Below are 13,650 nucleotides of genomic sequence, written 5' to 3'. Positions count from 1 at the left end.
TCGTGATGATTAGTGTCATAAGTGTTGTTAGTTATTTTACGTCTGAAGTGACAGCAAGTCATGATGAAGCTAGGAGAGGTCATACTGCAAGTATTGGTTATACTGCTTAAGTAAAAAGCCCTTTAAGGGCTTTTTACTATAAAACGGAATATACGCAATGTATAAAGAATATTTTTCCCATAGAAAACATACTGAGGAGGAAGTAAAATGACAATGTTAAAATCAACAGTATTTCGAAAGATTTTCATTATATTTTTTGCTTTAACCTTTATGATTAGTCTGTTCAATATGGCTGTGTTTCCGGGGACGCCAGTGTCTTATTATGTTGGCCTGGTTTGTAAGATGTTGTTTATCAGCTTGTTAAATGGTCTGTTTTTCGGAACAATTATCTATTCGATTGTCACCCTTCTCTTTGCTAAATCTTCAAAGGAAAATCAATAAACAAGTGAGCGGCTAAAGACCGTTCTTTTTTTATTTCAAAAAATTGGATATGTTTATTTGAAGAGAAAATGAGATGACTTAATTTATGATCTAAATCGCAATTCCTGTGAATGTTTTTCCGACATAATTCAATTATTTTTAATATCCTACTGTATTATATTTTAAAGGATGTTACCGTTGGATGTAAGGAATGATTGGCCAATCTTCCAATAAGAGTTGGAGGGGAATCATGAATTACAAAATTGAAATAGTAAGCAAAATGAAGATGGTGTATATGAGGAATATAGGACCATATGGCAACAAAGAAAATGTAGAGATGATGAAGAGATTTAAAAAATGGATCAATCAACATCAATTAAATGATGAATTAAAGGAATTTGGTATATATGGTGTTCCTCAAGATGATCCTGGAAAAATTCCACCAGAAAAATGCAGATACGACCTCATGTTGATGACAAATAGAGATTTCTCAAAAGATCAAATGGTTCAGACTGGACATTTTGAAGGGGGAAAGTATGCTGTGTTTACAGTGACACATACAATCGAAAAAGTGAATTTGTTTTGGAGCCAATTGCCTCAAATGATCCAAAACAATCAATTGAACATGCGTCAGGCATCTATTATGGAGAGATATAGAGAAGAAGAAGGCGTGTGTGAGTTCTTACTACCTATCTTTTAAACACTTGAACGAAATTCAATGAGAAAGCAGATCTTTATGGTCTGTTTTTCCTCCTATCAGATTTATATTCTTAAATCATTTTGCTTCAAATGCTATACTATGGCTAAACCATTCATGAAGGGTCATGATAGGAGGAGCATTGTGTGATATTCATCATAGGCATTGTCATTGCTTTTATGATTGCTATTTTAGGTTTTACTGTTTTCGTAGATGTAGGGAATGGATTGGGGACGGCTCTCAGCATCATCGGAGGACTGGTCATTTTATTCATAGCCGGTAGATGTCAAAGGCGAAAAGAACAGAATGATCCCAACATATTATTGGACAAAATGATGATGCTTTTTCACGAAGATGGGTTTCAAGCATCTACCTATATATTTTCAGAGCAAGTTGATAAGGGCTTTGCGATTGATGATGAGTTAAAGAAAATGCGCTTTATTGAACATCAGCCTGGCGGGTCAACTAGAAAAAATAGATTTGCTGTCACTTGATATTTCCTTGAAAGATTTGAAACAAGTTGAGATGTTAGAAGATGGTGTGCCGATTGATGATGTAGCGGAGAGTGATGATAAAGAAGAGGTCTCGACGCTTGAATTAAGGTTCACAATGAATGACCAAGAATTACACGCGATGACAATCAACTTCCTGCAATTTGATGTGCCTGTTCCTAAGAGCAATGCTCAATACTTAACTGAACGGGAAAATTTGCAGGAGATTTATCATGATATTGATGCAATGATGAAATCTGCGGATGAAATTGAATATCATCGCTCATAGAGAAGGAATCACAGTTGATGTGGTTTCTTTTTTTATGTGCAACAAGACAAAGCAGGTCCAGTCATTGTAGTTGAATGTTTTTCTCAAAAATGAATAAAGATAGACTAGACGCAAAAGCGAACATGGAGATAGAAAGAACGCTCATGTGATGAGGAGGAAAAATAAATGAAAAAGCTATGCAGGGAAGTCTGGATCGAAGTCAATCTCGATGCGATTAAAAGAAATATCGAAGCCATTCAAGCGCATATTCCGAGGAAAAGTAAGATCATGGCTGTCGTGAAGGCGAATGCTTATGGTCACGGTTCAGTGGAGGTAGCCCGGCAGGCACTGGAAAGCGGTGCGACGGAGCTCGCAGTTGCTAGCTTGGAGGAAGGCATTGTGCTGCGAAGAGCAAAAATTGAAGCACCGATTTTGGTTCTTGGATTTACCCCGCTCGACTGTGTGAAAAGGGCTGCGGCCTGGAGAATTGATCTATCTGGCCTTCGTGAAGACTGGATTGTTGAAGCAAATGAGATCTTAGCGGAAGAAGAAAGTCAGCGCCGGCTTGGGATACATGTCAATGTCGACACAGGGATGGGGCGATTAGGTGTACGGACGAAGGAAGAGCTTTTAGGAGTGGTGGAGGCACTTGAAAAGAGTGAAAACCTTAGATGGGACGGGATTTTTACGCATTTCTCTACTGCGGATGAGCCTGACCCTGATTTCACGCTGCTGCAGCACAGCATTTTTATTGATTTTCTTCGTTTTTTGAAAAAACAAGGAATTAAGCTGCCGACCGTACATATGAACAATACAGCGGCTGCCATCGCGTTTCCTGAATTTAGCGCCGATATGATTCGGCTAGGCATCGGACTTTATGGACTGTATCCTTCTCAATACATTGAAAGCTTAGACGCTGTTCAGCTAGAGCCCGCTCTCAGTTTAAAAGCAAGGATTGCGTTCGTAAAGGAAATGGTGACAGAGCCAAGGACCGTCAGTTATGGTGCAACATATGTAGCAAAACCGGATGAAGTCATTGCCACCATACCGATCGGTTACGCAGATGGGTACTCACGTGCTTTATCAAATCGGGGATTTATGCTTTTCCGCGGAAAACGAATGCCGATTGCTGGCCGAGTCACAATGGATATGACGATGATCAGTCTGGGAGAAATGAAAGCAAAGCAAGGTGAGGAAGTCGTCATATACGGTCGTCAAAAGGGCGGAGAAATTTCTGTCGATGAAATTGCTGAAATGCTCAATACAATCAACTACGAAGTCATCGCTACTTTAAGCCGCCGCGTCCCAAGATTTTATCGTCGAGGCGGGAAGATTATTAAAATATCAACGCCGGTGATGTATGTGTGAGGGTAAATAGCAGATGTACTTTGGAGATATTCATTCTAGTGTACAATGATAAAAATTAAATTTATTTACAAATATGTCGATAAAAGGAGGGATATTTAAGATATGGAGGGAAAAAACGATGAAAAAAGGATTTTTTCTAGTGCTTTTGACCATTTTTATGATGGTTACAATTCATCCGTTAAAAGCTCATGCAGCAGAGACAAATGGCTGGACGAAGCGAGCGGACTTACCGGAAGAGCGAATCGGAGCAAGTGTAGGAGTGGTTGATGGGAAAATATATGTATTTGGTGGAGCAAGTCAACAGTCTAAATTCAACAATTCAACATATATGTATGATCCTAAAATTGATTTGTGGTCAGAAAAAACAAGTATGCCTAGATTAAGAACAGGAGCTACCTACGCAACAGTAGGTAAAAAAATCTATGTCATTGGCGGCCTTACTGATACAACTAAAACAGTTCACAAAACCATCGATGTTTATGATACAGAACTAGATCAATGGACAGAAGAACCAATTAAGATGCCTGAGAAATTTATATATACATCATATATAACTGGTTCCTTAAGAGCAGCTACAGTTGGAGAAAAAATTTATATAGTAGCATCTTTATCAAGCTCTCAAGTAAATTTTTATTCCTATGATACGGTAAGTGGAGAGTGGGAAAGTTTAGATAATTCTCAATTAGCTTCTCGTCAGGGTAGAAGTATTTCGGAGATAAATGGAAAGTTATATATTGCTGGTGGTGAGGCTAACGTTAGCCGAGCGAATGATAAAGATATATTAGAATATGATATGAAGCTAGGGAAGTGGCAACGCTTAAAGGATGTTCAATTAAATTCTTTTGCATATGAAGCCGCATATGCGACATACGATCATAAATTATTTATGATTGGCGGTCAGCAAATTGGAGATAGATCAAGTAAGTTATTAAAACAAGTTCAGATATTTGATCCACAAACTAGACAAGTCCAAGATTCTTTATATGAAATTCCTGAAGGTAGAGTTGGATCTGTAGCAGTTATTGCTGATGATCAATTATATGTCATTGGTGGAAGAGATTATGCTGAGTCAATTGGTAGTCATTCTGTCAAAAACACTTTTAAATCTGTTATCTCAATTCCATTAAAAGATCTGCAAAAAGTCACTAAGGATCAGGATGAAACAAAACCAGATGATGGATCAGCAGAAGAACCGAAAGATCAGGACGGAACAAAGCCTGGTGATGGGTCAACAGAAGAACCGAAAGATCAGGATGGAACAAAGCCTGGTGATGGGTCAACGGAAGAACCAAAAGATCAAGACGGAACAAAACCTGGTGACGGCACAACGGAAGAACCGAAAGACCAAGATGGAACAAAGCCTGGAGAAGAAACTGCGAAAGGTATACTTTCCATTACTATGATAAACGGACTGCAAAAAGATTATTTGCTTTCAATGAAAGAAATCAACGATTTTCTTAACTGGTATAAAGAGAGAAGCTTTGGGGTTGGTATGAACTTCTATGAGATCAATGATGAACATAATAAAGGACCTTTCACAAGTAAGAAGGATTATGTGGTGTACCAAAATATTTTAATGTTTGATATCAAACAATACTGATATGATATTCATATAATGGCAAAACTGCTGATGATAGATCAGCAGTTTTTGTTTTTGTGAAATTGTTAAAATTAGGATAAACGTCATGGGAAAATGAGATATTTTAAAAAAAATCTGCTAAACATCCTATTACCACGTCCGATAATAAAATTGTCAGGGTTGATAAGCCCTAGAACGAAGGACTTTTTTCAGACAAGGACGTCTGTCAGGTCCCACATACATGGAGGTAATAGGAAATGAGAATTAACCACAATATCGCAGCACTTAACACATTAAACCGTTTGTCTGCAAACAACGGTGCGAGCCAAAAGAACATGGAGAAGCTTTCTTCTGGTCTTAAAATCAACCGTGCAGGAGATGACGCAGCAGGTCTAGCAATCTCTGAAAAAATGCGTGGACAAATCCGCGGATTAGAAATGGCTTCAAAAAACGCACAAGACGGTATCTCTCTTATCCAAACAGCTGAAGGTGCATTGACTGAAACTCACTCGATCCTTCAACGTGTACGTGAGCTTGTTGTTCAAGCTGGAAACACTGGGACACAAGACGGAACAGATCTTGGTGCAATTCAAGAAGAAATCAATAACCTAGTTCAAGAAATTGGTAATGGTACTGGAAAAAATGGTATCTCTGATCGTACTGAGTTCAACGGTAAAAAATTGTTAAATGGCGACTTTGCTAATGGTACAGCTACTTTAACATTCCAAATCGGTGCAAACAAAGCGCAAAAATTAGACGTAAATATCGAAGCAATGTCTTCTGACAAACTAGGGGCTCTTAATAATGGAACTCTTGTAGCGGGTCAAGCAGTCTCTAACATTGATGTTACACAATTCGCTGCTGCTACACCAACACTTACATTTGATCAACAACTAGACATCGTAGATGGTGCGATCAAACAAGTTTCAGACCAACGTTCTAAACTAGGTGCAGTCCAAAACCGTCTAGAGCACACAATCAACAACCTTGGTGCATCTTCTGAAAACTTAACAGCTGCTGAGTCTCGTATCCGTGACGTTGACATGGCGAAAGAAATGAGTGAGTTCACAAAGAACAACATTCTTTCTCAAGCGTCTCAAGCAATGCTTGCACAAGCGAACCAACAGCCACAAAACGTACTTCAATTACTTCGTTAATAACAGGCCCCTTTATGGGGCTTTTTTATTTTGTTCCTATTCATTTTAATACAGGCTATGTGCTCATCACTTGAACGAATAGCATAATAGAAATCTTTGTGAAACTAAATAGTGAATAAAGATATGTAAAATTATCAATAAATATTAAAAAATGTTAAACTTCCTATGAAATAATCCGATAAAAGAATTGTCAGGGTTGTAAAGCCCTAGAATTAAGGACTTTTTTCAGACAAGGACGTCTGTCAGGTCCCATATACATGGAGGTAATAGGAAATGAGAATTAACCACAATATCGCAGCACTTAACACACTTAACCGTTTATCTGCAAACAACGGTGCTAGCCAAAAGAACATGGAGAAACTTTCTTCTGGTCTTAAAATCAACCGTGCAGGAGATGACGCAGCAGGTCTAGCAATTTCTGAAAAAATGCGTGGACAAATCCGCGGATTAGAAATGGCGACGAAAAACGCACAAGACGGTATCTCTCTTATCCAAACAGCTGAAGGTGCATTGACTGAAACTCACTCAATCCTTCAACGTGTACGTGAGCTTGTCGTTCAAGCTGGAAACACTGGTACACAAGATGAAACAGACCTTGGTGCTATCCAAGAAGAAATCGCTAACCTAGTTCAAGAAATTGGTGACGGTTCTGGCAAAAACGGTATCTCTGACCGTACAGAATTTAACGGAAAGAAACTACTTGACGGTTCTTTCAGCGCAGCTGGTGCTAATGCAAAATCATTAACTTTCCAAATCGGTGCAAATAAAGCACAAAAATTAGATGTGAACATCGAAGCAATGTCTTCTACAGCACTTGGTACATTAGAAGCTGACGGAACTCTTAAAGCAGACCACGCAGTAGCTGACATCGATGTAACACAATTTGCTGATCCGACTGCTACTGGCGCACTTTCTTTCGATGATCAATTAGATATCGTTGATGGAGCTATCAAACAAGTATCTAACCAACGTTCTAAACTAGGTGCAGTTCAAAACCGTCTAGAGCATACAATTAACAACCTTGGTGCTTCTGGTGAAAACTTAACAGCGGCAGAGTCTCGTATTCGTGACGTTGATATGGCGAAAGAAATGAGTGAGTTCACAAAGAACAACATTCTTTCTCAAGCGTCTCAAGCAATGCTTGCACAAGCAAACCAACAACCGCAAAACGTACTTCAATTACTTCGTTAATGAAGGGCCCCTTTATGGGGCTTTTTTATGTCTACTGATATTTGAAAAAAGCAGATCCTGAATATATCATGTGAGACCCACTTGGTGAGTACTTATATTTTAAATTAAAAATATGAAAAGAAGAACTAATATTTTAAAAGGAGCACACAATACGTCATTTCCATAGAATTAAATCATGAATTAAGACTGATAAATTAATAAATAAATATTAAAAAGTGTTAAACTTCCTATGAAATATTCCGATAAAAGAATTGTAGGGTTGATAAGCCCTAGAATAAAGGACTTTTTTCAGACAAGGACGTCTGTCAGGTCCCACATACATGGAGGTAATAGGAAATGAGAATTAACCACAATATCGCAGCACTTAACACATTAAACCGTTTGTCTGCAAACAACGGTGCGAGCCAAAAGAACATGGAGAAGCTTTCTTCTGGTCTTAAAATCAACCGTGCAGGAGATGACGCAGCAGGTCTAGCAATCTCTGAAAAAATGCGTGGACAAATCCGCGGATTAGAAATGGCTTCAAAAAACGCACAAGACGGTATCTCTCTTATCCAAACAGCTGAAGGTGCATTGACTGAAACTCACTCAATCCTTCAACGTGTTCGTGAACTAGTTGTACAAGCTGGAAACACTGGTACACAAGACGATACAGATCTTGGTGCAATTCAAGAAGAAATCAATAACCTAGTTCAAGAAATTGGTAACGGTACTGATAAAAATGGTATCTCTGATCGTACTGAGTTCAACGGTAAAAAATTGTTGAATGGTGATTTTGAAACAGCTACATTAACTTTCCAAATTGGTGCAAACAAAGCACAAAAATTAGATGTAAACATCAAAGCAATGTCTGCTGATAAACTTGGAACAGACCCAGCTGATGCAACTAAAACAGTTTCAGCTCTTAAAGTAACTGATTTTGCAACTATTGCTGCAGGTGCTGCAGGTGGTTTCAATGATCAATTAGATATCGTTGATAATGCAATCAAACAAGTGTCAGATCAACGTTCTAAACTAGGTGCGGTTCAAAACCGTCTAGAGCACACAATCAACAACCTTGGTGCATCTTCTGAAAACTTAACAGCTGCTGAGTCTCGTATCCGTGACGTTGACATGGCGAAAGAAATGAGTGAGTTCACAAAGAACAACATTCTTTCTCAAGCGTCTCAAGCAATGCTTGCACAAGCGAACCAACAGCCACAAAACGTACTTCAATTACTACGTTAATGAAACGCCCCTTAATGGGGCTTTTTTTTATGCTGTTTTCTTCGCATTTTCTCCAGTCTTATGATTCTTAAATCCCGCTTATAAATCATGAAAAATGACCTTTAAATTTGGCATACTCTAGCGAAACGATCATAACCAATGAGACTTTTACCTTATTTATTCCTTTTTTGTTAAACAAATTCCATTAAAGTTCGATAAAGGGATTGTAAGGCTTACAAAAAAATTCTAATTTAGAACTTTTGGACAAGGATGTTCAATTGGTTCAAACACATGGAGGTCATTAAACATGAGAATTAACCACAATATCGCAGCACTTAACACACTGAATCGTTTGTCTGCAAACAATGGAGCAGGGCAAAAGAACATGGAGAAGCTTTCTTCTGGTCTTCGTATCAACCGTGCAGGAGATGACGCAGCAGGTCTAGCCATCTCTGAAAAAATGCGTGGACAAATCCGCGGATTAGAAATGGCATCTAAAAACGCACAAGATGGTATCTCTCTTATTCAAACAGCTGAAGGTGCATTAACTGAAACACATGCGATCCTTCAACGTATGCGTGAATTAACAGTTCAAGCGGGTAACGTTGGGACTCAACAAACAGAAGATTTAACAGCTATTCAAGAAGAGCTCACGGCTTTGGTAGATGAAATTGATGGGATTTCTCAGCGTACAGCATTCAACGGAAAGAATCTGTTGGATGGTAGCGTTGAAGATGGATTCCAATTTCAAATTGGCGCAAACATTGAGCAAAATATCAACGTACAGATCGGCAAAATGGACGCTGAAACCTTGACTGTCAAAGATATTAAAGTAAATGAAGATGGTTTTGACTTTGACGTCGAAGTAGCAAAAATTGATGAAGCGATCGGTGCAGTATCTAAACAGCGTTCAGCACTTGGAGCAGTCCAAAACCGCCTAGAGCACACAATCAACAACCTTGGTGCTTCTGCTGAAAACTTAACAGCTGCTGAATCTCGTATTCGTGATGTTGACATGGCGAAAGAAATGAGTGAGTTCACAAAGAACAACATTCTTTCTCAAGCATCTCAAGCAATGTTAGCTCAAGCAAACCAACAGCCGCAAAACGTACTTCAATTATTACGTTAATGAAAAAGCCCCACTAAGGGGCTTCAGATTGTAGAGAAACTCATGTTTTTCTACAATCTTTTTTATTTTCATCGTAATGATGATGGATGAGATTAAAGAAAAAGGCCTCCCACACACCTAGCCTAGCTTCGCTAGGTGTGTGGCAATCTTCTTCATGTTCTGACAGGCAGCTGTGAGAAGCACTTGCTCACTCACATTTTGTTTTCCCCTCAACCGGCAGTAGCGAAGCCCATGCAGTTGTTTTGAATCTGCAAAGCTTCGCTCTATTTTTTCTTTTCTTTTTTTATATAGCTCTTTTCCAGAAGCAGACAGACGATTTTGTCTGATCTTTTCTTTATGTTCTTCCCATACATGTCTTGAGATCACTTTTTGATGATTTTTCGACCTTGTACAGCTCTCTAGGAAAGGACACGATACGCATTTTTTAGGGTCTGATTTGTAGAATCGATAACCTTTTCGATCAGTTGTTGTATATAATAGCTTCTCGCCATTTGGGCATATGTAGTGATCATGTTCAGAATCATACTGAAATTTCCATTTCTCAAATAATCCTCTTGTTGGATGAAAGCGTCTATGTGCGATGACACCAAAAATACGGCGATCGGATAAACCTTTACAGATTGGGGTTGTCAAATAACCAGAATCAAGGGCAACAGCTTCTACTTGAAAACCAAATCGGGCGATTTGGTGATCCAATCGATCAAGATACGGAACAGAGTCATGGATATTGCCGGGCGTGACATGGGCATCCGTGATGATATTGTACTTCATATCCGTTGTACGGTGGTCTAGGTAGAAAAAGCCTTCTGGCTTGTTTTCACGATAAAGATAGCCACTTTCAGGGTCAGTCGTACTTTGACGAATGTCTTTTTCCGTTTTCACCTCCTCTTTTACCTTTAAGGGCTTTTTTCCGTGTACCTCTCGATCTTCTTGGATCGCTTCTTCTAAATCATTTATATAGTTCTGAGTATCTTGTTCAATCGTTTTTCTCGTATATTTATGTTTATTGGCATTGGCTTTAAGATGAGTCGAATCAGTAAAAAGAACGCGGCCTCCTACCATATCATGATTGATGGCTTGAAGCACAATTTCATCAAAAATGTCTTGAAAAATCGTTGTATCTTTGAATCGAGTACGACGATTCCAGCTAATGGTCGAGTGGTGGGGAACGGGGTCATTGATGTTCAAACCTAAAAACCATCTATACGCCATGTTATAGTAAATTTCTTTTTCAAGTTGTCTTTCAGAACGGATACCGTACAGGTATCCGATAAACATCATTTTGAACAAAATAAGTGGATCAAGAGAAGGACGACCTTTATTCTCACTATAATAGGGTTTGACTTTATCTACGATAAATGAAAAATCAATGTACTGATCAATTTTACGAAGCAGGTGATCCTCTTCGACCAGTTGATCTAGCAATACAAATTCGGCTTCGTGCTGAGAAGAATTTCTAGTGTGGAACATGAGAAAAACACCTTCCTTTAGTATGCTTTTCTCTATTATAAAACGGGGGAATGGAAACTTTAAGGGAAAAAATAAAGCTGTCGAGATTTTCTCGACAGCCTGAAGCCCCACTAAGGGGCTTTTTTTGTTTCAATCTAATGAAAGCAAGTGCTGTAAACGAAAGTCAGGAACCGCTTCATGGAAAAAAGCTCGATTGCGTTCATCGTCCTCTTGATCCCACTGACTCCACCATTCGGCCGTTTCTCCAGAGGTGTCGGCTTGAATCATGTTATGCAACTGTTCTAAGTTGATGATTTCTCTCGGTTCTATTAAGAAAGAATGCATTTGGTGATACGCTTCAAGACGTTCAGGCTGTTTTGTTACTATGGTGTATTGTACGTAGCGATTTAAAAATCCTTGTATGAACGTCAAATGGGGAATGGTTGTTTCTCCTTTTAATTTGACGCCTTCCCACGCCATATCAGCAATCGCACAAAGCCACCAGCCAAGTTCATTGGCATGCTGCATTTGTTGTAATGTGTCCTTTTCAAATGATAGCTGCTCCTTTTTTTGTGCTTGTTTGAGCATACGCTCAAGAGTTTGTGCTTCGAGTGCGGCCTTTGTCATTCCTTGCCCATGAATGGGATTAATGTACACAAGGCATCGCCCATCACCAATAATCCACTCGGCCAATCGTGCATTTGTTCATAGTGATATCTCACGCAAGAAGGTACTCTAAATCCTTTTGGCTTTGTATAGGGCGTTAAATGAGTGATGGCATCTGCTATTGCGGGATGGGTCAGTGCAGCTGTTTCGGAATCAAATTGATCAGCATCCGTTGTTGGATAATGTGATCCGCCAGCTGCAGAGAGAAGAACAGCCACTAAATCATGATCTACCCGTTCAAATAGCCCTGTTGGGATTTGCCTCTCCGGCTGACCCACGACGACCATTGATTGCTGGTATGGCGCTTCTGGTGGTATCTTGTAGTATCTTGTGCTGTAACCGAGTGACACAGATAATTCATCTGCCCGCGGTAAGGTCAGTCCAGCATCCTTCAGCCATTTTGGCAATTTAGACATTCTTCCAGATGTATCGATCACTAAATCTGCTTTCATTTCAAAAATGCTTCCTGGTTTTTCATGCCGATCTTTCACGATCAGTCCGATGACTTGGTTTGTTCCCTCTTTCAACTGAAGTGAGAGGGCTTCATGTTTTTCTAAACATTGCACCCGTCTTTCATTTAACATTCTTTGCATCAGCACCCACTCTAGCATGGCACGTCTTGTGACAGCTGTTTCTTCGGTATCAGTAAGCGTTAATTCACCATCTTTTGTGATAAATCGAGAGGGTTGATGCCACGTATTAAATCCGCCCATTGTCAGTAACTCTTTTGTATAACCAGGAAATAGACGTTCCACTATTTGCTTGCCTAGTGGCAGCATTCTATGTGGATGAAAAGCTTGAGGAGTGCCGAGACGATTCTTAGGAGAGTCTGGCATTTCGTCCTTTTCGATCATGAAAACTTGATGATAAAACGTTGATAAAACTTTTGCAGCGAGTATTCCCGTCATACCACTGCCAATGACGATCGCCCGCTCATATGTCATAGGTTGTCTCACAACATGCGCCTCCAATGAATATATATAAAATGATTACATGACCATTTCATCATATGTTGATACTTAAATTATAGCAAATTTACGTTTTGTTGAATATAAATAGGGAATCTCCTTCTTTTTACTCGTACATATGAGAAATAACTTTCATCATCATCATTATTTTTAAAAAATAACTATTATTTAAAAAGAACGACCGATAAATAATACAAGGGGGTAGGGAAAATGGATATACTACAGAGTATAGTGACAGCAGCACCTTATATGATGCAGATTTTAAAAAATGAAGTGACGATGGGTGTCATTGACCGAGAGAAATTTTTGCTGTATTTGCCATCGAAAGATGTTGATTTTCAAATTCGAGCTGGTGAACGTATTAAACCAGATGATCTGAATATGAAAAAAGCGCTGAGAGGTGAGACATCGAGTATGTTTGTGCCTGAATCAGTATATGGAGTACCTTTAAATGCAATGGGATTGCCCATTTTTGATGGAAATGGGCAAGTGATTGGTGCACTCGCTTTAGGTTTTCCGCTCAAAAATCAATTAGAGCTTGAAGCATATATGGAATCATTGAATGACATTATTCAAAGTATTCAAGAAAAAGTACACGTGGTGGCGGCACATTCAGAGGAGCTTTCTGCTACAAGTGAGGAGATGACCTTACAAACGCAGCAAACTCTTGAAAGCTCGAAACAAACAACCGATATTACAAAAATGATTAAAGGCATCTCGAAACAAACGAGTTTGCTAGGATTGAATGCGTCAATTGAAGCGGCCAGGGCAGGAAAAGAGGGAGCAGGTTTTAGTGTTGTAGCAAGTGAGGTTCAAAAGCTTTCAAGTGAAACTTCACGTGCAACAGAAAACATCGAAAGCTCACTGCAAGGAATTTCCTCCAATATACATACATTACTTGAGAGTATGGACCATATGAAAGGTTCTTCATCAGAACAGGCTTCACTTGTGACAGAGTTTAGTGAAATTGTCGATCGATTGACGACGGTTAGTAAGGATATGAAGAAATTCATGCAAACCGTCATGTCAACGTAAAAAACGAATCCAAGAGGATTCGTTTT

Annotated in this window: 14 protein-coding genes; 11 read left to right on the top strand and 3 right to left on the bottom strand. The window is 39.1% G+C overall.

What is annotated here, in order from left to right:
- Positions 1 to 207: 207 nt before the first annotated feature.
- The 10 genes from MHI11_RS13540 to hag (MHI11_RS13495) all read left to right on the top strand — a co-directional run bounded on the left by MHI11_RS13540 (position 208) and on the right by hag (MHI11_RS13495) (position 9,506).
- The gene (locus MHI11_RS13540) at positions 208 to 441 is read left to right on the top strand and encodes a hypothetical protein (RefSeq protein ID WP_340961220.1); all 234 of its coding nucleotides are present in this window, start codon (positions 208 to 210) and stop codon (positions 439 to 441) included.
- A 229-nt stretch (positions 442 to 670) separates the two neighbouring features.
- Entirely contained in the window at positions 671 to 1,120 is a 450-nt protein-coding gene (locus MHI11_RS13535; RefSeq protein ID WP_340961219.1) for an AraC family transcriptional regulator, read from the top strand.
- A 143-nt stretch (positions 1,121 to 1,263) separates the two neighbouring features.
- Positions 1,264 to 1,611 carry a hypothetical protein gene (locus tag MHI11_RS13530; RefSeq protein ID WP_340961218.1) on the top strand — a complete coding sequence of 116 codons (348 nt, stop codon included), beginning with the start codon at positions 1,264 to 1,266 and terminating at the stop codon, positions 1,609 to 1,611.
- Positions 1,598 to 1,897, top strand: coding sequence for a hypothetical protein (locus MHI11_RS13525; RefSeq protein WP_340961217.1), 300 nt, complete (start codon positions 1,598 to 1,600; stop codon positions 1,895 to 1,897). Before MHI11_RS13530 ends, MHI11_RS13525 begins: the two co-directional genes overlap by 14 nt.
- A 165-nt stretch (positions 1,898 to 2,062) precedes the next feature.
- Positions 2,063 to 3,244 (top strand): alanine racemase, encoded by a 1,182-nt coding sequence (gene alr / locus MHI11_RS13520; protein WP_065097690.1) that lies wholly within the window; start codon positions 2,063 to 2,065, stop codon positions 3,242 to 3,244.
- 118 nt (positions 3,245 to 3,362) lie between these two features.
- Entirely contained in the window at positions 3,363 to 4,844 is a 1,482-nt protein-coding gene (locus tag MHI11_RS13515) for a Kelch repeat-containing protein (protein ID WP_340961216.1), read from the top strand.
- Positions 4,845 to 5,080: 236 nt separating this feature from the next.
- Entirely contained in the window at positions 5,081 to 5,980 is a 900-nt protein-coding gene (gene hag / locus MHI11_RS13510) for a flagellin Hag (protein WP_044141242.1), read from the top strand.
- A gap of 273 nt (positions 5,981 to 6,253) precedes the next feature.
- Complete coding sequence (hag, locus tag MHI11_RS13505) at positions 6,254 to 7,171, top strand: flagellin Hag (protein ID WP_044141243.1); 918 nt, start codon at positions 6,254 to 6,256, stop codon at positions 7,169 to 7,171.
- Between the two features lie 336 nt (positions 7,172 to 7,507).
- On the top strand, positions 7,508 to 8,398 hold the full coding sequence (gene hag / locus MHI11_RS13500; protein ID WP_044141244.1) for a flagellin Hag: 891 nt from the start codon (positions 7,508 to 7,510) through the stop codon (positions 8,396 to 8,398).
- A gap of 286 nt (positions 8,399 to 8,684) precedes the next feature.
- Positions 8,685 to 9,506: a flagellin Hag gene (hag, locus tag MHI11_RS13495; protein WP_044141245.1), complete on the top strand. Its 822-nt coding sequence runs from the start codon at positions 8,685 to 8,687 to the stop codon at positions 9,504 to 9,506.
- Between the two features lie 117 nt (positions 9,507 to 9,623).
- Here hag (MHI11_RS13495) and MHI11_RS13490 read toward each other — a convergent pair whose 3' ends face one another.
- The 3 genes from MHI11_RS13490 to MHI11_RS13480 form a co-directional block, all read right to left on the bottom strand.
- Entirely contained in the window at positions 9,624 to 10,976 is a 1,353-nt protein-coding gene (locus MHI11_RS13490; protein WP_340960248.1) for an IS1182 family transposase, read from the bottom strand.
- A 129-nt stretch (positions 10,977 to 11,105) separates the two neighbouring features.
- On the bottom strand, positions 11,106 to 11,582 hold the full coding sequence (locus MHI11_RS13485; protein WP_340961215.1) for a hypothetical protein: 477 nt from the start codon (positions 11,580 to 11,582) through the stop codon (positions 11,106 to 11,108).
- A complete protein-coding gene (locus tag MHI11_RS13480; RefSeq protein ID WP_340961214.1) occupies positions 11,579 to 12,577 on the bottom strand; it encodes an NAD(P)/FAD-dependent oxidoreductase in 999 nt (332 codons plus the stop codon). Before MHI11_RS13480 ends, MHI11_RS13485 begins: the two co-directional genes overlap by 4 nt.
- Positions 12,578 to 12,799: 222 nt before the next feature.
- On the opposite strand from MHI11_RS13480, the gene MHI11_RS13475 reads away from it, so the two are divergent.
- A complete protein-coding gene (locus MHI11_RS13475; RefSeq protein ID WP_065097687.1) occupies positions 12,800 to 13,624 on the top strand; it encodes a methyl-accepting chemotaxis protein in 825 nt (274 codons plus the stop codon).
- Positions 13,625 to 13,650: the final 26 nt, after the last annotated feature.

The sequence above is a fragment of the Bacillus sp. FSL K6-3312 genome (genome assembly GCF_038007485.1).
Taxonomy (GTDB): Bacteria; Bacillota; Bacilli; order Bacillales; family Bacillaceae; genus Bacillus; species Bacillus pumilus.
Note: the sequence above shows the minus strand (reverse complement) of the source record. Positions and strands in the feature narration are given on the sequence as shown.